This window comes from Micromonospora sp. NPDC005291 (assembly GCF_040607415.1).
In the GTDB taxonomy this organism is placed as follows: Bacteria; Actinomycetota; Actinomycetes; order Mycobacteriales; family Micromonosporaceae; genus Micromonospora.
Window position 1 is genome coordinate 29611 of sequence record NZ_JBEXGR010000022.1, and the last position, 20078, is coordinate 49688.

At 70.4% G+C, this 20078-nt stretch carries 18 protein-coding genes and 1 pseudogene; 11 read left to right on the forward strand and 8 right to left on the reverse strand.

The window, feature by feature from the left end; translation table 11 throughout:
* Nucleotides 1-26 precede the first annotated feature (26 nt).
* Genes ABZT18_RS25225 through rplI form a run of 3 tightly spaced genes read left to right on the forward strand, consistent with a single transcriptional unit; the run spans nucleotide 27 to nucleotide 1314 of the window.
* A complete protein-coding gene (locus ABZT18_RS25225; RefSeq protein ID WP_354993015.1) occupies nucleotides 27-572 on the forward strand; it encodes a single-stranded DNA-binding protein in 546 nt (181 codons plus the stop codon).
* Nucleotides 572-853 carry a 30S ribosomal protein S18 gene (gene rpsR, locus ABZT18_RS25230; RefSeq protein WP_051723758.1) on the forward strand — a complete coding sequence of 94 codons (282 nt, stop codon included), beginning with the start codon at nucleotides 572-574 and terminating at the stop codon, nucleotides 851-853. Before ABZT18_RS25225 ends, rpsR begins: the two co-directional genes overlap by 1 nt.
* A gap of 14 nt (nucleotides 854-867) precedes the next feature.
* Nucleotides 868-1314, forward strand: coding sequence for a 50S ribosomal protein L9 (rplI, locus tag ABZT18_RS25235; RefSeq protein ID WP_354993016.1), 447 nt, complete (start codon nucleotides 868-870; stop codon nucleotides 1312-1314).
* Nucleotides 1315-1430: 116 nt separating this feature from the next.
* Here the strand turns inward: rplI and ABZT18_RS25240 are convergent, their stop codons facing one another.
* Nucleotides 1431-2963 carry a hypothetical protein gene (locus tag ABZT18_RS25240; protein ID WP_354993017.1) on the reverse strand — a complete coding sequence of 511 codons (1533 nt, stop codon included), beginning with the start codon at nucleotides 2961-2963 and terminating at the stop codon, nucleotides 1431-1433.
* 395 nt (nucleotides 2964-3358) lie between these two features.
* Here ABZT18_RS25240 and dnaB point away from each other — a divergent pair, with 395 nt between their 5' ends.
* Both dnaB and ABZT18_RS25250 read left to right on the forward strand, forming a co-directional pair.
* Nucleotides 3359-4762: a replicative DNA helicase gene (dnaB, locus tag ABZT18_RS25245; protein WP_354993018.1), complete on the forward strand. Its 1404-nt coding sequence runs from the start codon at nucleotides 3359-3361 to the stop codon at nucleotides 4760-4762.
* 153 nt (nucleotides 4763-4915) lie between these two features.
* Nucleotides 4916-5137 (forward strand): hypothetical protein, encoded by a 222-nt coding sequence (locus tag ABZT18_RS25250; RefSeq protein ID WP_354993141.1) that lies wholly within the window; start codon nucleotides 4916-4918, stop codon nucleotides 5135-5137.
* Here ABZT18_RS25250 and ABZT18_RS25255 read toward each other — a convergent pair.
* The 5 genes and pseudogenes from ABZT18_RS25255 to ABZT18_RS25275 all read right to left on the reverse strand — a co-directional run.
* Nucleotides 5093-5254, reverse strand: a pseudogene (locus ABZT18_RS25255) (hypothetical protein); the annotation flags it as partial. The gene ABZT18_RS25250 and the pseudogene ABZT18_RS25255 overlap by 45 nt on opposite strands.
* Before the next feature lie 161 nt (nucleotides 5255-5415).
* Entirely contained in the window at nucleotides 5416-5787 is a 372-nt protein-coding gene (locus tag ABZT18_RS25260; RefSeq protein ID WP_354993019.1) for a zf-TFIIB domain-containing protein, read from the reverse strand.
* Nucleotides 5788-5809: 22 nt separating this feature from the next.
* Entirely contained in the window at nucleotides 5810-6442 is a 633-nt protein-coding gene (locus tag ABZT18_RS25265) for a phosphoribosyltransferase family protein (RefSeq protein ID WP_354993020.1), read from the reverse strand.
* A gap of 41 nt (nucleotides 6443-6483) precedes the next feature.
* Nucleotides 6484-7836 (reverse strand): glycosyltransferase family 87 protein, encoded by a 1353-nt coding sequence (locus ABZT18_RS25270; RefSeq protein ID WP_354993021.1) that lies wholly within the window; start codon nucleotides 7834-7836, stop codon nucleotides 6484-6486.
* Between the two features lie 50 nt (nucleotides 7837-7886).
* Nucleotides 7887-10289 (reverse strand): bifunctional diguanylate cyclase/phosphodiesterase, encoded by a 2403-nt coding sequence (locus ABZT18_RS25275; protein WP_354993022.1) that lies wholly within the window; start codon nucleotides 10287-10289, stop codon nucleotides 7887-7889.
* Between the two features lie 1080 nt (nucleotides 10290-11369).
* On the opposite strand from ABZT18_RS25275, the gene ABZT18_RS25280 reads away from it, so the two are divergent.
* From ABZT18_RS25280 to ABZT18_RS25300, 5 genes are all read left to right on the forward strand, one after another.
* A complete protein-coding gene (locus ABZT18_RS25280; protein WP_354993023.1) occupies nucleotides 11370-14213 on the forward strand; it encodes a BTAD domain-containing putative transcriptional regulator in 2844 nt (947 codons plus the stop codon).
* A gap of 260 nt (nucleotides 14214-14473) precedes the next feature.
* Nucleotides 14474-14965: a cyclic pyranopterin monophosphate synthase MoaC gene (gene moaC / locus ABZT18_RS25285; protein WP_354993024.1), complete on the forward strand. Its 492-nt coding sequence runs from the start codon at nucleotides 14474-14476 to the stop codon at nucleotides 14963-14965.
* Complete coding sequence (locus ABZT18_RS25290; RefSeq protein WP_354993025.1) at nucleotides 14962-15432, forward strand: MogA/MoaB family molybdenum cofactor biosynthesis protein; 471 nt, start codon at nucleotides 14962-14964, stop codon at nucleotides 15430-15432. Before moaC ends, ABZT18_RS25290 begins: the two co-directional genes overlap by 4 nt.
* Nucleotides 15433-15485: 53 nt before the next feature.
* Nucleotides 15486-16745 (forward strand): molybdopterin molybdotransferase MoeA, encoded by a 1260-nt coding sequence (locus ABZT18_RS25295; protein ID WP_354993026.1) that lies wholly within the window; start codon nucleotides 15486-15488, stop codon nucleotides 16743-16745.
* Nucleotides 16742-17170 carry a molybdenum cofactor biosynthesis protein MoaE gene (locus ABZT18_RS25300; protein WP_354993027.1) on the forward strand — a complete coding sequence of 143 codons (429 nt, stop codon included), beginning with the start codon at nucleotides 16742-16744 and terminating at the stop codon, nucleotides 17168-17170. The genes ABZT18_RS25295 and ABZT18_RS25300 overlap by 4 nt, the downstream gene beginning before the upstream one ends.
* Nucleotides 17171-17176: 6 nt before the next feature.
* On the opposite strand, the gene ABZT18_RS25305 is transcribed toward ABZT18_RS25300, so the two are convergent.
* On the reverse strand, nucleotides 17177-18622 hold the full coding sequence (locus ABZT18_RS25305) for a glycosyltransferase 87 family protein (protein ID WP_354993028.1): 1446 nt from the start codon (nucleotides 18620-18622) through the stop codon (nucleotides 17177-17179).
* Nucleotides 18623-18836: 214 nt separating this feature from the next.
* Nucleotides 18837-19382 carry a DoxX family protein gene (locus ABZT18_RS25310; RefSeq protein WP_354993029.1) on the reverse strand — a complete coding sequence of 182 codons (546 nt, stop codon included), beginning with the start codon at nucleotides 19380-19382 and terminating at the stop codon, nucleotides 18837-18839.
* A 134-nt stretch (nucleotides 19383-19516) separates the two neighbouring features.
* Here ABZT18_RS25310 and ABZT18_RS25315 point away from each other — a divergent pair, with 134 nt between their 5' ends.
* Nucleotides 19517-20065 carry an N-acetyltransferase gene (locus ABZT18_RS25315; RefSeq protein ID WP_354993030.1) on the forward strand — a complete coding sequence of 183 codons (549 nt, stop codon included), beginning with the start codon at nucleotides 19517-19519 and terminating at the stop codon, nucleotides 20063-20065.
* Nucleotides 20066-20078: the final 13 nt, after the last annotated feature.

The window sequence follows — 20078 nt, forward strand, 5'->3', positions numbered from 1 at the left end:
TGCGAGCCTGTACGACGAGACGTTGAGTGCGCGAGGAGATGGTCATGGCAGGAGACACCACCATCACGGTCATCGGCAATCTGACCGATGACCCCGAGTTGCGGTTCACCCCTTCCGGTGCGGCGGTCGCCAAGTTCCGGGTCGCTTCGACGCCCCGTTTCATGGACAAGACCACCAATGAGTGGAAGGACGGCGAGCCGCTCTTCCTGGCCTGCACCGTGTGGCGTCAGGCGGCGGAGCACGTCGCCGAGTCGCTGCAGCGGGGCGCCCGCGTGATCGTCTCGGGCCGGCTGCGTCAGCGGTCGTACGAGACCCGCGAGGGCGAGAAGCGCACCGTCATCGAGCTTGAGGTCGACGAGATCGGCCCGTCCCTGCGCTACGCCACGGCGAAGGTGCAGAAGATGTCCCGCTCCGGCGGTGCTGGCGGCGGGTTCGGTGGCGGTGGCGGTCAGGGCGGCGGTGGCGGTCAGGGTGGCGGCGGAGGCAACTTCGACGACCCCTGGGCTTCGGCTGCACCATCTCCCGCGCGTGCCGGTTCGGGCGCCAATTTTGACGAGGAGCCACCGTTCTAATGGCGCCGAGCGCCCGCGATCGCAAACCAGGAGCACGTGCAACGGCGAAGGCTGCGGCACTTCGCAAGCCCAAGAAGAAGGTGAACCCGCTCGACAAGGACGGGATCGCCTACATCGATTACAAGGACACCGCGCTGCTGCGCAAGTTCATCTCCGATCGCGGCAAGATCCGCGCTCGGCGGGTGACCGGCGTGACCTCGCAGCAGCAGCGGCAGATCGCCCGTGCGGTCAAGAACGCCCGTGAGATGGCGCTCCTGCCGTACACGGCCACCACCCGCTGAGAGGAGGCACCGATATGAAGATCATCCTGACTCAGGAAGTGTCCGGCCTCGGTGCCCCGGGCGACATCGTCGAGGTCAAGGACGGCTTCGGCCGTAACTACCTGCTGCCGCAGGGCTTCGCGATCGCCTGGACCAAGGGCGCGGAAAAGCAGGTCACGGTCATCAAGCGGGCCCGTTCGGCCCGCGAGATCCGCGACCTCGACCACGCCAACGAGGTCAAGGCTCAGCTCGAGGGTCTCAAGGTCAACCTGAAGGTCCGCGCCGGCGACGGCGGACGGCTCTTCGGCTCGGTCACTCCGGCCGAGATCGTCGACGCCGTCAAGGCGTCCAGCGGTCCGGTCCTCGACCGGCGTCGGCTGGAGGTGCCCGGTCACATCAAGTCGACCGGCACCTACCCGGTGAAGATCAAGCTGCACCCCGAGGTGACCGCGTCGTTCAACCTGAACGTTCTTCAGGGCTGACGTCCGCAACACCATCACGAGGGCCCGCACCGAGCGATCGGTGCGGGCCCTCGTGCGTACGTCGTCGAGTCCGGCCAGGCCGGGCTTGGCCCAGGCCTGAGCTGGTGCAGGGGCTGTCACCCGATCGGCTGACCGGTCACCGCGCTGATCAGCACCGTGGAGAGGCCGCCGCCCACCACCGCAGCGGCGAGTGCGATGGTGGCCGAGCGCCATGTCGTGCCCACCCGACGCAGCAGCGCCGCCACGACCAGGCTGCTCACCAACGCCAACCCGAAGCGCGGCGCACCGGCGAGCAGCGACTCCAAAGCGCGTGACCGGGCCGAGTCGCACCCGCCCCCGCTGATGTCGGTCACACAACCAGCAGGCGCCTGGCTGTCCAACGTCAACAGCCAGACGAAGATGAGCATCGCCGGCACCAGGTAACAGGCGGCCGTGTACAGCAACGGTCGGAAGGACCCACCCGGATCCGGATCGAGCAGGTCGTCCTCCAGACGACGTGCCCAGGCACCCGTGGCCGCCGACTCGACCCGCTGGCGCACTGAAGCCGCCCCAACCGCCGGCCGGTCGGCCCGACGTCGTGGCGCACCCCCGGGCGGCACAGGCGCGCTGCGCGGCCGCGGAGCGGTGTAGCCCACCACCGGTGACCGGGGCGCCGACGTCGACGGATCCGTCCAACGGGGGTCGTCATCGGCCAGCCGAGTGCCGGGCCAGAACCCCTCGTCCCGGGTCGGCCAACCCTCTGCCGCCACCGAGCGGTCGGATCGCGGCGGCACCGTACGGTCCCACTGGTCGGCCTCGATCGCGGACCGCTCCCACTGGCCGGTGCGGTCGGACCGCTCCCAGCCACCGACGCTCTCCACCGCCGACCACTGCTCGCTCAGGTCCGCGCCGTCCGCGCCGGCAGCGGGCGGCCACGCGTGCACGCCCGAGGCGTCCCATGGATCCACCGCGGGCGGGTACGACGGCTCGGGCTCCGCCGCCCGGGCCGACCCGCGAGTCCAGGGGTCGGCCGCCGGACGGGACCACGACTCCTCCGCCGCACGACGGCTGCGCCGGCTGGGACGGCTCACGTCCTTGTCAGGCGCCGGCTCGGTCGGGGCGGGCTCCAGATCCCCGCCCGACCAGATCACCTGCGGACGGCCAGCGGGCGCACGGCGGGGACGGCGGTCCGGGACAGCACCGGAGACCGGCTCCTCCTCCCCGGCGTCGGCGCGCCGGCGGCCGGAGTACCCCTGCTCCTGCGGACGGTCGAGCGTCCACTCCTGGGTGTGGTCCGAATCGGGTGCCGCGCCGATTGCCGCCTGCTCCCGCCAACTCGTCTCGCTGACCCGCCGCCGGCTGCTCGGCGACTCGGCGGACCGTCGGCCGGCTCCGGAAGTTGGCCGTTCGGGCTCGGGCTCGTCCGGCGCCGCGTGGCGACCGCCGCCGTCAGCGTGCAGGACCCCCGACTCCAGAGCCCATCGGGGCAGGTAGGCGTCGACCGGCTCGTCCTGGCCACGGTCCAACGCACGCTGGCGGCTGGAGGTCCGGTAGCGCCCGTCCTCGTCGTACGGGTCAACCGGAAGGGACGCCGCGCGCTCACCCCACGAGGCGATCGGCTGGCGCTCGCGCGGGCTGCCATCCCCGCGTCCCCAGTCCCGGTAATTCACGGCCGGAGTGTGACCCTTCTGAACCGAAAGCGGAATCCGCTGTCCAGGTGTAGCCGTTCGCTGGAGATAGTACGGGACGATCGTGTCACAGGCCCGACCGAAATATTCTCCTCCACAGGCTGGGGAGTATGTTTCCGCAGGTCAAGGGCATGCGGCCAAGAATTCCCCAATGGTTATCCACAGCCTGTGCACACGCTGCGCACATGCTGTCCCCCGACATCCACAGGTTGTCCCGAGGCTCGTCCACCGGCGTTGTTGAGTCTCTGACCTCGGGGTCCGTATGGTTGGCCCTCGACCGCCGGCGATGGCCCCCGATCGACCGGCCCGGTCGGACGGAAGTGTCGTACCCCAGCGGTAGAGCTGGGATCGGATCCGGCGCAGTGGAGGGGGGACCCGTGTCGGTCACCGACGACATGCGGGCAGAGCCACGCTCCGGCGGCGGCCAGTCACCCGCGCAGCGGGACGGCCAGTTCGACAAGACCCCGCCCCAGGATGTTGCCGCCGAGCAGTGCGTCATCGGCGGAATGCTGCTCTCCAAGGACGCCATCGCCGACGTCGTCGAGATCCTCAAGACCAACGACTTCTACCGGCCGGTGCACGCCACCATCTTCGACATCATCCTGGACATCTACGGCCGGGGTGAGCCGGCCGACTCGATCACGGTCGCGGCGGCGCTCGCCGACTCCGGCGACCTGGTCCGCATCGGCGGTGCGCCCTACCTGCACACCCTCATCGCGAGCGTGCCCACCGCCGCGAACGCGGCCTACTACGCGCGGATCGTCAGCGAACGGGCGGTGCTGCGCCGGTTGGTCGAGGCCGGCACCAAGATCGTGCAGTTGGGCTACGGCACCGCCAGCGGCGGCAGCCGCGACGTCGACGACGTCGTGGACCTCGCCCAGCAGGCCGTCTACGACGTCACCGAACGCCGGGTCAGCGAGGATTTCGCGATCCTGGCCGACATGTTGCAGCCGACGCTGGACGAGATCGAGGCGGTGGGGGCGTCCGGCGGCATGATGACCGGCGTACCGACCGGCTTCAGCGACCTGGACCGCCTGCTCAACGGCCTGCACGCCGGGCAATTGATCATCGTGGCCGGCAGGCCCGGTTTGGGCAAATCGACCGCAAGTATGGATTTTGCCCGAAATGCTGCTATTCGCGCTAATCAGGCAGCCGCCATCTTCTCGCTGGAAATGAGCAAGGTCGAGATCGTCATGCGACTGCTCTCCGCCGAGGCGCGGGTGCCGCTGCACGTGCTGCGCAGCGGGCAGCTCTCCGACGACGACTGGACCAAGCTGGCCAGGTGCATGGGCGAGATCAGCGAGGCACCGCTCTTCGTCGACGACACGCCGAGCATGAACCTGATGGAGATCCGGGCCAAAGCTCGGCGGCTCAAGCAGCGGCACGACCTCAAAATGATCGTGGTCGACTATCTGCAGCTGATGACCTCACCGAAGCGCACCGAGAGTCGACAGCAGGAGGTCGCGGACCTTTCCCGTGGCCTGAAGCTGTTGGCCAAGGAGGTCGAGTGCCCGGTCATCGCGGTCAGTCAGCTGAACCGTGGCCCCGAGCAGCGCACCGACAAGCGCCCACAGCTGTCCGATTTGCGTGAATCAGGATCAATCGAGCAAGATGCCGACGTTGTCATCCTTCTGCACCGCGACGACTACTACGACAAAGAGTCGCCGCGGGCGGGCGAGGCGGATTTCATTGTTGCCAAGCATCGAAATGGGCCAACTGACACCGTGACCGTCGCTGCGCAGTTGCATCTCTCGCGATTCGTGGACATGGCAATCGGCTGAGAGGTCTCGGGTTTCACCTGTCGACGGCGCAGATCGAGGGTGGTTTGCCGCACTGGCCGGGACCGCTGTCATCCTCTTAGCGGCCCAGTCGCAGATCGACCGGCCGTAACGGCCGGTGAGCGGGAGTCGGCCGGTGGCCTTCAGAAGGAACTCATGGTCGTCCCAGCCAGTGGGGCGTACCGTGTCGTCGCTGAGCAGGCCGTCCATGGTGGCCACCGCGACCCGTACCGCCAGTGGGTCGGGCGGCGGCGCGTCGGGCAGTTCCGGTGTCAGGTCGAGGTGATGGACGACGGCCTCGGTGGTCAGGGTGGCGAGGAAATCCGGTACGCGCAGCACATGCCCCTGCGTGGTCACGTACCCCTCGGGGTCGGCTGACGCGGCGGCGCGGACCGCCGCCGGAGCGGTCTCCCGCCAGAGCCGGACGATCCCGGTCGGACGGTCGAAGGCGGCGGCCGAGCGGCGCACACCAGGCGTGCCGGGTGGACTTCTCATCGCTGACGGGGAAGTCACGCCAGTAGCTCACGTCGTCGACGTCGGCGGGGCCGTCGACGGGGCTGGCCAGTGCGACCAGTGCCACCCGCCAACCATCGACGGTGTAGATCATGCGCCCGGGCCGACGCGTGGATCGGCCCGGGCGGGATGCCGGTCTCGGCTTAGCCGAACATGTCGTCGAGGAAGCCCTTGCGCTTCTTCTGCCGGTAGTGCCCGTGGTAGCCGTGGTGTTGCTGCTGCTGGTGGCCATAGGCCGGCGCCGGGGGGTAGCCGTGTGCCGGCGGGGGCGGCGGCGGGACGGCACCGTAACCGGGCTGCGGCGGCTGCGGCGGGTAGCCGGCCGGCTGCTGGGCGGGCGGCGGTGGCGCACCGCCGGCCTGTTGGCGGCTCCAGTTGGCCTCCGCCTCGAACAGCTTCTCCAGTTCGCCGCGGTCCAGGAAGATGCCTCGGCACTCCCCGCACTGGTCGATGACGACGCCGCTGCGCTCGTACTGGCGCATTTCTCCGTGACACTTGGGACAGGTGAGGCTCATCTCCCGACGGTACCCGGTCGACCTAAGCAGTTGCTGTGAGCGCCTCGGTGACTTCTTCGTCGGACACCTCGTGGAAATCCTCGTAGTAGACGCTCACCGCGCCGAAGTCCGGTGGACGCTGCGCACAGATGACCTGGTCCGCCTCGGCTGCGAGCAGTTCGTACGCCTCCTGCGCGCCGACCGGGACCGCGACCACGACCCGGCGTGCCCCGAGGTGGCGAACGACCTCCACGGCGACGCGGGCGGTCGCGCCGGTGGCCAGGCCGTCGTCGACGATCACCGCCGTCCGCCCGGTGAGGTTCAGCTGGGGGCGACCGCCCCGGTAGAGGCGTTCCCGGCGTTCCAGCTCGGCCTGCTCCCGGTGGCTGACCTCGGCGATGTCGTCGCTGCTGAGTCGGCTGGCCACGGCGTCGTTGAGCACCTGGACACCGCCTGGGCCGAGCGCGCCGAAGGCGACCTCCCGGGCCCATGGCATGCCGAGCTTGCGGACGACCAGCACGTCCAGTGGCGCGCCGAGCCGTTCGGCGACGACCCGGGCGACCGGCACGCCGCCACGGACCAGGCCGAGGACGACGACGTCCGGTTCGCCGATCAGTGCGGTGAGCCGTTCGGAGAGCATCCGGCCCGCCTCGGCCCGGTCGCGGTACGTCGTCATGCCTTCAGGTCTACGCCCTGGCGCGCCGTTCCGCCCGGCAGTTACGCCGAAGTGGTCCGACCGGACAGGTCGTCGGCAACCAGGGCGGTCGGCGCGTCGACCGGGCGGTGCAGGGCGGGCGCCCAGGTGAGCAGGGCCAACGGGTACAGCAGGTAGCCGAAGCGGGTCGAGGGCATCAGGGCGATCGCGACGAGTAGCCCGTACCCGCAGATCAGCGCGGTGGCGACAGCCGTGCGGGGCGGGCGGCGGACGAGCCGGACGGCGATGGCCACGCCGGCCGCGACCAGCAGTGCGGCGGCGATCAGCCGGCCGGCGGGCAGCGCGGTGGCAATCAGGTAGCCGGGGAACGGGGACTGCGCGGGGCTGGTGACCAGGCCGTGGCCGAGGGGGAAGCGCAGCACGTTCTCGGTCAGCGCGTCGCGGTCGACCAGCATCGCCGGCAGCAGGGCCGCGACGGGCAGGCCGATCGCGCCGACGGCGACTCGCGTGCCGGCGCGCCGGGTCAGGCCCCAGACGATCAGGACCAGGGCGACCGGCCAGGCGAACAGCTTCAGCGCGCCGGCCAGCCCGACCGCGAGGCCGGCCCGGCCGGGTCGGTCGGCGGCGGCGAGCGCGAGGGCCAGCAGACAGAGCGCGAGTACGGGCAGGTCGTCGCCGCCGGTGGCGAGGGTGAGTGCGCAGATGGGCAGTACGGTGGCGGCCTGTACGCCTCGCAGCAGCGCGGCGTCCTGCCGGTGACCCGTATCGGTGGGGGTGGCCTGACCGGCGGTGGCCGGTGTTCTGCGCAGGGCGGCCACGGCCAGGGCGAGCGCGAGCGCGGTGCCCACCGCGAACCAGACCCGGGAGTCGGTCCACCAGGTGTCCGCGAGCGCTCTGGGCAGGCCGAAAATCGCCATGCCCGGCTGGTACGGGGTGTAGCCGAGCAGTTGCTCAGCGGGGGGTAGCGCGGCTATCGCGTCGGGTCCGAGGTACGGCGTGCCGTGCTCCAGGAGGCGGGTGCCGGCCTGCTCCACGACCAACACCTCCTCCTGGGCCCGGTCGGTGCGCCCGCTGGCCCGCTCGATGCTCTGCCAGAGCAGGGGCAGCAGTGCGGTGCCCGCCCAGGCGAGACCGGTGACCGCCCACCGGGCTGGCAGACCGATCAACCGGGAGGTCGGGGAGCGTCGGCGCAGCAGGAGTTGGGCGATCACCGCCAGCGTCGCGACCAGGTAGCCGACGGCGGCGACCGCGCCCCAGGCCCGGTGCGGCAGCAGGGTCGATGTGACCGCGGTGATCGCGGCGAAGATGGCCGAGACCGCGTAGAGGCCGAGGTCGAGAGCGAGCCCGCCAGCGGCAGCGTCGAGCTTCCGCCAGTGCCAGCGACGGCGGCGGGCAGTCGGGTCGGCGGCGATCACGGCCGCCAGTCTGGCAGATCGGCCTGCTTTCGCACCGGGCCGGTGCTCGGTCAGGCGGGGAGGTGCGGGAGGCGGTCGGGGCGGGCGCGACCGGCCTGACGGCGGTTCTGGTTCAACCGGATCACCGCGCCAGCGTCGTGCAGCGGCGCAGCCAGGGCACCAGGCCGGCCGCCCGAACCGCGCTGCATCGCCGCGAGCAGGGTGCCGGACGGCATCGGCCGGGCGAACAGGTGCCCCTGGCCGGCGACGCAGCCCAATTCCCAGAGTGCCCGTCGCTGCGGCTCGCTCTCCACCCCCTCGGCCACCACATCCAGGTCGAGGCTGCGGCCCAGGTCGAGGGTGGAGCGGATGACAGCGGCGGCCTCCGCCGAGCTCTCCATCGTCGTCACGAAACTCCGGTCGATCTTCAGCTCGTGCACCGGGATCCGGGAGAGCAGGGAGAGGGAGGAGTAGCCGGTGCCGAAGTCGTCCAACGCCAATCGGACACCCTCGTCGCGTAGACGGCTGAGCACCCGGTCGACCACGTCGAGCTGGCTGAGCGTCAGTGTCTCGGTCAGCTCCAGCACCAGTCGGTCCGGTGGCAGGTCGTGGGCGCGCAGGCGGGCCAGCACCGAGCCCGGGAACCGCGCGTCGAGCAGGCTGCGCGGGGACACGTTGACCGCGACCGGTACGTCGAAGCCGGCGTCGCGCCAATTGGCCGCCGCGATCAGCGCCTGGTCGAGGATCGCTTCGGCGAAGGCCGGGAGCAGGCCCGAACGCTCCACCGCCTCCAGGAAGCGCAGGGGGTCGATCAGCCCGTGGGTGGGGTGGTGCCAGCGGGCCAGCGCCTCCGCGCTGGTCACCTCGCCGGTGCCCAGGTCGACGATCGGTTGGAAGTTGACGATGAACTCGTGGTCGGCGACCGCCCGTGGCAGTTCGCCACCGAGGGTGAGGCGGCCCAGGTCGGCGGTGTCCCGGGTCGGGGCGTACGTGGAGATCCTCTGCCCGGCCCGTTTGGCCTGGTACATGGCAACGTCGGCGCGGCGCAGCAGCTCGGCCATGCCACCGCTCGGCGGGGCGACCGAGATCCCTCCGCTGGCCTCGACGCTGATTCGCATGCCGTCCAGCTCGAACGGCTCATGCAGAGCGGCGAGCAGCGTCTCGGCCCGGTGTGCGGCCACTGCCGGGGCCGGCAGCCCGCGCAGGAGTACGGCGAACTCATCGCCGCCGAGGCGGGCCACCAGGTCATTCGCCTGGGCGGCGACCCGCAACCGGTCGGCCACCTGCACCAGCACCTGGTCGCCGGCGGCGTGCCCGAGCGTGTCGTTGACCTCCTTGAAGTGGTTGAGGTCGATGAGTACCAGCGCGGTCACTCCGTCCGCGTGTCGGGCGCTCAGCTGCTCGGTGCCCTGGTCGAGGAGGTGCCGCCGGTTGGCCAGGCCGGTCAGCGCGTCGTGCGTGGCGGCGTACGCGTGCTCGTCGGCCACCCGGGCCAACTCGGCGTACGCCTGGGCGTTGCGGACGGCTGTGCAGAGCGCGGAGGCGAAGGTGCGCAGGGTGTACTGCTCCCGCTCGGAGAGCTGCACCGGGCCGCGGAAACGCAGTCGCAGCACGCCGACGTCGACGGACCGGTCGTGGCCTTCCAGCGGGGCGGGGACGATGGTGCCGTCCACCTCGGTGGGCGTACCGGTCGGGCCGTCGAAGGTGATGCCGCCGGTGCCGCCGCGCACGGTGCGGTCACCGTCGCGCAGCTCGATCTCGACCTCGTCGGCGGAGAACAACTCGGCAGCCTGGGTGACGGCGGTGGTGAGGACCTTGTCCAGGTCGACCACGTTGAGCGCGTCGGTGGTGCGGGCCAGCCGCTGCCACGCCTGCTGTTCCGTCCTGGAACGGATTCGCGTGGAGTAGGCCAGGTGCAGGCTGAGCACGAGTGGCGGAACGGCCAACAGGAGTTTGAGGTTCGCGTCGAGGATCAGCAGCGTGCAGGCCGCCACGATGAACCGTACGGCGAAGCCGGCGAGCCGGAGGTCGAGGTTGCTTCGGAACTGTTTCGAGATCTTGGTCCTGGACGCCAGCGCGATGACCGGGATGGCCAGGATGTCGTCCAGAAGGGCAGCGACCATGTAAGCCAGCGCCAACGGCACGATCAGGGCGACGGGGCTCTCGGGCGGCCAGGTCCAGCTGGTCGTTGCCAGCGCGACGCCGGCACCCCAGGCCACGATGACGTTCTTTCCCACGCTGAAGGCCAGCTTGATCGGCGGCTGGCGGCGCGAGGTGGACGCGATGCCCACCGCGGTGCAGAGCACCACCATGGGGGCCGGAGCGATGGCGAGACCGATGATGATCGCAGTTTCGGTCCAACTGATCGAGTGGGTGGTGGATCGGATCCGCACCCTCGCTTTGACCAGAGTTCCCAGAGCGATCGTCACGGTGAGCACGACGAGGACCGCGGCCTCGTTCGGCGTAGCGGTCATCGCAGAGCGCACTGCGACCGGTAACGAGGTGGCCGTGATGACAGCCGCTACAACGACGACGAGACCGACGAGCAGCCGTAGCCGCTGATCGGTCTCAGTCTCTCGTCGCTGAGGAAGGGTCACACCACCCCCGAAGGACTGCCTCCGCCGTGCTCGTAGCCTAACGTGCGGGAGTCGCGCACGTCCCCTGCCAACTGGTCAGTCCCACTCGCTGCCGCGCATCGCAACGCCCCTCTCTGCTGCCGTGCCATTCGATGACCTTCCCGCAAGGGGAGGTCTTCCTAACGAAAGGCAGCTTAAGAGGTAGAAGGGCAGCTTAGAAGAATTAAATGTCGGTATGCGCAACATTAGTCAAGCTAGAGTAGATTTATCACGTTCTGTCCATCACTGCTAAACGGAGTGCGGTCGAGACTCGCCGGCGTTGGATTCGAAGCGAGGCTCATAACTCGGACGGTATCTGCTCAGGTTATGAACGTGTTATTCCCTGAGTCTGGCGGCTCTCTGTCGGTTGCCTCACCCGGAGTTTGGCTCGGCGTAGCGGCGGATTGGGCAAATTTGGCACGGCTGATGCATGCACGGGCGTTGAAAGTCTTTGCGCCTTCGTCCGGGTGACGGCGGCGACCACGTCGACAGCGGTGTCGTGGCAGGCGGTGATGCAACTTGCTGCCGACATGCTGCCGGTCGTGGGTGGGCAACCGGGATCCTTCCCGCGAGATTCTGAGGACGGTCCACGACCGTCGCTTCGCCGCACGAGCGGTAAGTTGCCGAAGGTGGACTGCGGACTTCGTTGTGTGAGCGTCTGAATACTCGCGACGGCTGGAGCAGGGACGGGTGGAGATTCGGGTTCTGGGTGGCCTTTCGGTGCAACTGTCTACCCGCACGTTGCGCCTCGGAACGCCCAAACAGCAGGCGATCTTCGCGATGCTCGCAGTTCAGCCGTGTCGACTGGTGACAGTGGACGACTTCGTCGATGAGCTATGGGCCGATCGCCCACCGCGATCGGCCGTAGCTAATGTGCGGACCTATGCGGCAAATCTGCGCCGGACTTTCGAGACTTTCCCGGCCGGGCGAGGGGTTATCGTGCGCCAGCGCAACGGCTATCGACTCGACGTGCGGCCTGAGCTGATCGATGTTTCGTGCTTTCAGTTGGAGCGGAGCGCCGGCCGGGAAGCCCTGACGGCCGGCCACCTGGACCGAGCTCGGGAGCTGCTGGGCCGAGCCGTGGCTCGGTGGCAGGGACCGATGCTCGCCGGCATACCGCTGGGACGCGTGCTCAGCGCCCGCGCGGTGGCCGCCGAGGAGGAGCGTCTGCTGGCCGTGGAACTCCTCGCCGACACACAGCTGAGATCGGGGCGGGACGACCTGGCGATCCCGCTTCTGCGGGAGGTCATCGTTCGTCACCCTCTCCGGGAGCCGGCATACGTCCTTCTCATACGGGCTCTCTACGAGCGCGGCGATCACGCGGGCGCGCTCATCGCGTACGACGAGATCCGGACACGGCTGATCACTGAGTTGGGAGTAGGCCCCGGGGTCACCATCGAAGAGCTGCATCACAGGATTGCCGCCCCGAGCCCGGTGCCCCCCGAGGTCTCCAGGCCGGGAAACCGGCCAGGACGCCCCGGGGTGGTTATGCCCGGCGTGGCGGGTGACGCGGCCATCGAACAGGCGGGTCAGATCAAGCCGGTCGATCATCTTCCCCGGGCGGTCGCCGACTTCGTCGGGCGGGAAGACGTGTTGGCGCGGCTACTGGCGGAGACTCGGCGAGTCGAGGAACGAGTCCCGGCCGTGCACATGATCGACGGCATGGCGGGCAGCGGCAAAACGGCCCTCGCCGTGCACCTGGCGCGTCAGGTGTCCGCCCGGTATCCGGACGCCGCACTGTTCATCGACCTGTGTGGGCATGGCGAGAAGAATCGGGTGGAGCCAGCGAGCGCCCTGGTCACCCTGCTTCGTCAGCTTGAGGTGCCAGCCGATCAAGTTCCGGTCGAGTTCGACGCCAAGGTGGAGTTGTGGCGACGAGAACTGGGCCGCCGGAGGTCGGTGATCGTCCTCGACAACGCCGCGAGCAGCGAACAGATCCTGCCCCTCCTGCCGACCGAGCCGACCGCCGTCGTGTTGGTGACGTCGAGGCGACGACTCTCTCACCCGGACGTCTCGCCGTCGCAGACACTGCCGGTGATGAGCCCCGAGGAGGGTGTGGACCTTCTCGCACTGACCGTTGGGCGGGCTCGGGTCGACGCTGAGCCGGAGGCGGCCGCCGAGGTGGTCCGGCGGTGCGGTCACCTACCCTTGGCGATTCGGCTGGCCGGCGCGAGGCTGGCCCATCGGCGCAGTTGGCGGTTGGCGGACCTCGCCGAGCAGATGGGAGATGGCACACCGGCGTTGCACCACCTGGCACAGGAGGAGAGCACGGTCGCCGGCGCCTTCGCCGCCTCCTATCAGCCCCTGCCGGAGCCGATCAGGCGAGTCTTCCGGTTCCTGGGCCTGTATCCCGGCAACCGGCTCAGCCCGCCGGCCGTCGCCGCACTGACCGGCCTGACGGTGGCGGAAGCTCACGCGGCGCTCGATGACCTCGTCGACCGAAACCTGCTGGAGGACCTGGACTCCACGCGATACCGGCTGCACGACCTCATGCGCCAGTACTCAGTCGAGCTGTGCGTTCGCACCGACTCCCCGAACGATCGGAGGCTCGGGCTGACCCAGCTGTTCGACTTCGCGCTGGAGGCAGCCCTCAGGGTTGCCGATCTGCTGGAGCCCGGCGTCATCAGATCCCAGGTCACTCACCTCTCCTCCGGACGTCCCGAGCTGGTCGAAGCCCTCGGGGAACCGAACGTCGACTGGTTGGAGACTGAGCGGACGGAGCTGGTGACGATGGTGTTGTTCGCACAGGAGTCAGGCTTTCACCGGCACTCCTGGCAACTGGCTCGTGCCCTCTGGCGCTTCTGTTACATCCGCGGATACTTCGAGGACATCATCCTGACCCACCGCCATGGGCTGGTGGCGGCGGAGGCGGCCGGCGACATCGATGCGCTGGCGTTGATGAACAACTACCTGGCCTCCGCCTACGTACGCACCGGTGACAAGCGGGGGGCGCTCGACCACCTGACGCGTTCCGTAGATCTCTCCCGCAACTCCCGGGACGTGCTGAACGCTGCGCGGTATCGCGCCAACCTCGCCGCTGTCTACTGGTGGAGCGGTCACCTGACTGAGTCGGTGAAGCTTGGCCTTGAGTGTCTGCGAGATCACAAGGTGTACGGGAACGCCGGGGGGTCCATCCTGCTGCCGAATCTTGGCTTGGCGCTGACGGCCCTGGGGCGCTACGAGGAAGCCTTGCGGCTACACCGCCTGCACCTGGCGTGGGCCCGGACGAACTCCGACAAGTTCCATACGCTCAACGCACTCAGCCACATCGGTGCCGTGCGCGTCCGCATGGGCGATTACCCCCAGGCGATCCGAATCCTCATGGCCTCGTTGGCTCTGCGTGACCGCACCGGCCACCGGTATGCCGAGGCCGAGGTGCGCAACGACCTCGGGATCGCCTATCGCGGTCTTGGCCGTCTGGTCGAGGCCGAGCAGCAACACGAGGTGGCCCGGAAGCTGTCGATCGGCTCGGGGGAACGACACGTCGAGGCGGCTGCGCTGAACGAGCTCGGGCGCACCCTCGTGGCACAGGGGCGAGGCGGCGAGGCGGCCGAGATGCACCAGGAGGCGTTGCGGTTGGCGACTCGGATCTCACACCCGCACGAGCAGGGGCGCGCTCTGGCCGGTCTCGCCGAGCACTTCGCCCGCGTCGACGCGGCGGAGGCCCGGCGGCACTGGGAGCGGGCGTTGGCGATCTTCCGGAGGATGGGCGTGCCGGAGCGCTTCGAGGCCGAGCGTCGCCTCGCCGAGCTGGATGACAGGGCCGTGGACGCGGGGCACTGACCAGCCTGCCGGCGCTTATCGATTTCTTATCGCCGGGCCCGGTAACTTTTCGGCCGTATCGACGAACGGGGGAGGTTCTGCCCCTGGGCAGAACCGGGTCGTCGACACGCGCCCGCTGCCAGGTCCCCCCAGCGACCTCGGCGGCGGGTGGGTGAGGAAGGAGCGGCGTCCGGCCGGCGCGTCGTCAGCACCCGGCGCGGCGGGCAGCGCGGCGCCGCTCCTTCCGAGCACCGTCGTACCGCACCGATAGGCTCACGACCGTGACCGAACCCCCGCAGCTCAGCCACGTCGACCGCGCTGGCGCGGCCCGCATGGTCGATGTCTCCGCCAAGGCGGTGACGGGCCGACTGGCCGTCGCGGCCGGCCGTTTGCGGACCACGCCCGAGGTCATCGACCTGCTGCACCGCGACGGGCTGCCCAAGGGTGACGCCCTGGCTGTGGGTCGGTTGGCCGGGATCATGGGGGCCAAGCGCACTCCGGACCTGATCCCGCTGTGCCACCCGATCGCCCTGCACGGCGTCACCGTCGACCTGCGGTTGACCGCCGACACCGTGGAGATCACGGCTACCGCCCGCACGGCGGACCGTACGGGGGTGGAGATGGAGGCACTCACGGCGGTTGCCGTCGCCGGTCTCGCTCTGATCGACATGGTCAAGGCCGTCGACCCGGCGGCCTCGGTGGAGGCGGTCCGGGTGCTGCGCAAGGAGGGCGGCAAGACCGGCGAGTGGGTCCGGCCGGAGGATCGGCCGTGATCCGGGCCCGGGTGATCGTCGCGTCCAATCGGGCCGCCGCCGGTGTCTACGCCGACACCAGCGGGCCGCTGCTCGTCGCCGGCCTGCGTGAGCTGGGGTGCCAGGTCGACGAGCCGGTGGTGGTGCCCGACGGTGAGCCGGTCGGCGCTGCCTTGCAGGCCGCCCGCGCTGACGGTGTCGACGTGGTGCTGACCAGCGGGGGCACCGGGGTGACCCCGTCGGATCGGACACCGGACGTGACCCGGGGTCTGCTGGATTACGAGATCCCCGGCATCGCCGAGGCGATCCGCGCGCACAGTCGGGACCGGGTGCCCACCTCGGTGCTGTCCCGGGGCCTGGCCGGGGTCGCCGGTCGGATGCTGGTGGTCAACCTGCCCGGCTCGACCGGCGGCGCCCGGGACGGCTTGGCCGTGCTCGGGCCGATCCTCGGGCACACCGTCGATCAACTTCGCGGCGGAGACCACTGACCCGTCCACGGCAGGCCCGGGCGGGTGTCGGTCCGTGCCGATAGGCTCGGTCGGTGAGCACGGAAACCGCACCCGCCGCGGATCGGGTCGCCGCACCCCCGCCGCCAGCCGGGTGGGAGGAAGCACGGTCACGGGTCTACGCGGTCGGTCTCGCCGCCGCGCTGCCTGTCGTTGCCCGACCATTGGTCGACACTGACGGGTCGACCCTGGCTGAGCCGCTGACCACCCGCACCGACCTGCCCGCCTTCCCGACCTCCAGCGTGGATGGCTGGGCGGTGCGCGGCGGTGGCCCGTGGCGCGTCGTCGGCCGGGTGCTGGCGGGCAACACCCCCGCGCCGCTCACCGAGGACGACACGACCGTCGAGATCGCGACCGGAGCCATGGTGCCCGAGGGCGCCACCGCCGTGCTGCGCGTGGAGGAGTCCACGACTACCGATGGCCTGGTCAGCGGCACTCCCCGGGAGACGCCGGAGTGGCGGCAGCCCGGCGAGGAGGCGTACGCCGATGAGGAACTGTTGCCGGTCGGCACGCCGGTGGACCCGGCGGTGATCGGCTTGGCGGCCTCCTGCGGGCACGACACGCTGCGGGTCCGGCGGGCGCCGCGCGCCGCGCTGCTGGTCTTCGGCGACGAGTTGCTGACCACGGGCCCGCCCGCGGCCGGTCGGGTCCGGGACGCGCTGGGCCCCGCGGTGCCGGCGTGGCTACGGCGGTACGGCTGCCAGGTCCGCCCATCCGACGTGGTCGGTCCGGTGGCTGACACGCTGCCCGCGCACGTGGCGGCCCTGCGCTCGGCGCTGGCCCACGCCGACCTGGTGTGCACCACCGGCGGCACGATGAACGGCCCGGTCGACCATCTGCACCCGACCCTGGAGGCGCTCGGCGCCGACTACGTGGTCAACACCGTGGCGGTCCGCCCGGGCTTCCCGATGCTGCTGGCCCGGCTGTCCGGCCACGACGGGCGGGTCCGGTTCGTGGCCGGGCTGCCGGGCAACCCACAGTCCGCCATCGTCGCGCTGGTGTCGCTGGTCGCCCCGCTGCTCGCCGGCCTACAGGGCCGCTCGATGCCGGTGCTGCCGCAGGCCACGTTGGCCGAGGCGGTGCCCGGTCGCGGTGACCACACCCACCTGGCACTGGTCCGGCTCGACCGGGCCGCCGGCACCGCGTCGCCGGTGCGGCACGTCGGCTCGGCGATGCTGCGCGGGCTGGCCGGTGCCGACGGGTTCGCCGTCATCCGGCCGGGCACCAGCGGCGAGCCGGGCGACCGGGTGCCGATCGTGCCGCTGCCGTTGCTACCCGGGGAGCGTGCGTCATGACCGCACCGGCGATCACCTTCGGCGAGATCACTGATCAGCCGCTCGACCTCGCCACGCACGAGGCGGCGGTCGCCGACCACCGGGCCGGCGCGGTGGTCTCCTTCCAGGGCGTGGTCCGCGACCACGACCACGGCCGCCAGGTCACGAGCCTGGAGTACGAAGGACACCCGAGCGCCGCGCAGGTGCTGCGCGAGGTGGCCGCCGAGATCGCCGCCGAGCCCGACGTCTACGCGGTGGCGGTCTCGCACCGGGTCGGCCCACTGGCGATCGGTGACGTGGCGCTGGTCGCCGCGGTCAGCACCGCCCACCGGGCGGCGGCCTTCGCGGCCTGTGCCCGCCTGGTCGACGAGGTCAAGGCGCGACTGCCGATCTGGAAGCGGCAGGTCTTCACCGATGGCACCGAGGAATGGGTCAACTGCCCCTGACCGTGCTCAACGGCGGCCGTTGAACACCACGGCCCTGGCGAGCCGGTCACCGTAGAACGCCGGCTCCGCACCGGGGCGCCAGGGCAGTGCGGCGACCAGAACGATCAGGGCGACCGCGAGAGAGTTCTCCATCAGCGCTCCGAAGAGACCGTCCTGGTAGTGCGACATCTCCGGCAGTTGGTGCTCGTACGGCCAGATCGGGGAGATCAGGAACAACAGGTAGAGCCCGACCGCGGCGACGCCGTGGCGGAGCCCGGTCAGCGTGGGGTACCAGATCGGCGGGCGGAGCCCGTTGACCCCGGGCAGCCCGCCAGACATCGAGCCCTGGCCGGTGCGCTGCGGCACCCCCCGGCTCGCCTCTCGGCGGCGCACCGCGGCGTCGCCCAGCACGATGATCGCCGGGATCACCCAGACCAGGTGGTGCGTCCAGGAGATCGGGCTGATCACGTTCGCGGTCAGACCGACCAGCGTGAACGCGGTCAGCTCGTCGCCATCGGCGCGGGAACTGGCCGCCCGGGACAGGCCCAGCGCCAGGATCAGCACCGAGAAGGCGAGCCAGAGCAGCCCGGGCGTCTCGATCGAGTCGTACAGCCGGGCGAGCAGGCCGGCGAGCGACTGGTTGGGTGTCATGTCGGCCGCGCCGACCCGCTCGGTCTGCCAGAGCACGCTGCCGAAGTACGCCCGTGACTCGTCGCCGACGATCGCGAAGCTCGCCACCGTCACGCCGATCGTGGTGCCGATGGCAGTGGCCGCCACCCGCCACTGGCGGGTGATCAGCAGGTAGGCGATGAACAGTGCCGGGGTGAGCTTGACGGCGGTGGCCAGGCCGATGCCGGCGCCGGCCCAGGCTCCGCCGTAGACGAAGCGCAGCAGGGGGCCGTCCGTCGCGGCGTAGTGGGTGCCTCGGCGGGAGCGCCAGCGCAGGCCGATCAGGTCAGCCATGATCAGCGCGAACAGCAGGATGTTGACCTGGCCGTAGCCGAGCGTCTCCCGACCTGGCTCGATGGCGATCGCGAGTGGCACCGCCACGGCCACCGTGAACCACAGTGGCCACGCCAGCCGGTCCACGATGGGGCGGAGCAGCCCGGCGAGCACCAGAGCCAACGCGGCGATGCTGGCGGCAGCGTTGACCATGCCGGCCGCGCCGATCGGGAGCTGCGCCATCGGCAGCATGACCAGCCCGGCGAACGGCGGGTAGGTGAAACCGAGCGTGGTCCCGGGCGCGATGAACTCGTAGAGCTCGTGACCGCTCGCCCACCACACCACGGCACCGTGGTAGATCTTCATGTCGAAGAAGTTGTACGGCCGCCCGAAGGCGCCGATGGCGAGCCATGCGGCGTAGACGACGGCGACCACGATGGCACCCCGTACAACGTTCCTGCGATCGATCCCACGCGTTACGCGTTGTATCAGGGCGAGGCGGTCCGCCCGTCTACCGACAGCCGTCGGCATGGCGTGGCCACCCCCATACCAAGGTCGTCCTACCCGTCCAGGTCCTGCACGGAGCCTAGAGCGGCGCCTCACGTCAGTGCCTCCCGCGTTATGCGACCGTGTCCGATCCCACACATGTTTTTGACATTTCCACCGCGTTAACGCCTACCGGGTGGTTCAGGTAATTCGCGGCCTTAGCGGGGGTGGGGGCGGCGCAGAGACGGATCGACGCAGGTCAGCCCGGGAGTCGGCGTGCGGTGGCGGCGGACCGGACGGCGATCCGGGCCTCCCGCTTGGCCGTCCGGACGGCGCGCTCCATGGAACGTCGAGAGTGGCCGATGCGGTGGCCGGTTCGCCAGCGCAGACCTGGCTTGCCCTCGGTGTCGGCCGCGGCGAGCAGCAGACCGCCGAGGAGACCGACGTTCTTCAGGAAATTGACCTTGTTCGCGTCGCGCGTGGCCGGGTCGTCGTCGTTCCAGAAGGCATGTCCGGCAATGGTCGTCGGCACCAGCGTGCCGGCGAGGACCAGCGCGGCGGGCCGGGTCAGTCGCCCGGTGGCGAGCATCAGCCCGGCGCCGAGCTGCACCGCGGAGTTGATCCGGATCAGCTGCTCGGTCCCGGTGGGGAAGCTGGGGTGCACCTTCTGCAGCAGCGGCGCCACCCGTTCGGTCACCGGCGCGGCCTTCTGGGCGAGCCGCTGCGGGGAACGGAAGTTGCGGTATCCGCTGACCACGAAGATGCCGCTCAACATGGCACGGGCGAGGGAGCGTACGGGCGTCATGGATCAGTCATACCCCGTCGCGGCGTTTGCTACCCCGGCAACAGCCGGATCCGGATCGGTGGTCGTGTACCTGCGCCACGCCGATTCGAGCGACCGTCACGGATGGACCGGCCGTGGCGGGTAACGTCGCGCGGGTGACCACGCTGCGACTACGACCCGAGGACCCGGCCGACGCCGGCCCGGTACGCCGCGTGCTGGCCGCCGCTTTCGCCCGCCCGGACGTGGCGACGCCGCCAGAGGTGAGCCTGGTCGAGGAGTTGCGCGGCACCGCCGCCTGGTTGCCAGAGTTGGCCATGATCGCCGAGTACGGCGGCGAGGTGGTCGGGTACGCGCTGCTCACCCGGGTGCGGGTGCGGCCGGAGCGGGGCTCGGACGTGCCCACCCTGGCCCTCGGCCCGGTGGCGGTCGCGCCGCACCGACAGCGCGTCGGGCACGGCACGGCGGTCGTGCAGGCCGCCCTGGACGCGTCCACCGAGCTGGACGAGCGGTTGGTCGTGGTCCTCGGTGACCCGGCCTTTTACCGCCGGTTCGGCTTCGGCCCTGCGACCGAGCTGGGCCTGACCGGCCCGTGGGCCGGTCTCGGTGAGCCCTGGCAGGCGCTGGTGCTGCCGCCGTCCACCAGTGAGGAGGGTCCGCCGCCCCGCGGCGAGGTGCTCTTTCCGGCGCCCTGGTCCAAGGTCTGACTGCGCCGATAGT

Coding starts and splice junctions, on each gene's coding strand:
- rpsR (WP_051723758.1), top strand. CDS start 572: ATGGCGCCGAGCGCCCGCGATCGCAAACCAGGAGCACGTGCAACGGCG.
- rplI (WP_354993016.1), top strand. CDS start 868: ATGAAGATCATCCTGACTCAGGAAGTGTCCGGCCTCGGTGCCCCGGGC.
- ABZT18_RS25250 (WP_354993141.1), top strand. CDS start 4,916: ATGGTCGTCCCAGCCAGTGGGGCGTACCGTGTCGTCGCTGAGCAGGCC.
- ABZT18_RS25260 (WP_354993019.1), bottom strand. CDS start 5,787: ATGAGCCTCACCTGTCCCAAGTGTCACGGAGAAATGCGCCAGTACGAG.
- ABZT18_RS25265 (WP_354993020.1), bottom strand. CDS start 6,442: ATGACGACGTACCGCGACCGGGCCGAGGCGGGCCGGATGCTCTCCGAA.
- ABZT18_RS25275 (WP_354993022.1), bottom strand. CDS start 10,289: ATGACCGCTACGCCGAACGAGGCCGCGGTCCTCGTCGTGCTCACCGTG.
- ABZT18_RS25300 (WP_354993027.1), top strand. CDS start 16,742: ATGACCGCACCGGCGATCACCTTCGGCGAGATCACTGATCAGCCGCTC.
- ABZT18_RS25305 (WP_354993028.1), bottom strand. CDS start 18,622: ATGCCGACGGCTGTCGGTAGACGGGCGGACCGCCTCGCCCTGATACAA.
- ABZT18_RS25310 (WP_354993029.1), bottom strand. CDS start 19,382: ATGACGCCCGTACGCTCCCTCGCCCGTGCCATGTTGAGCGGCATCTTC.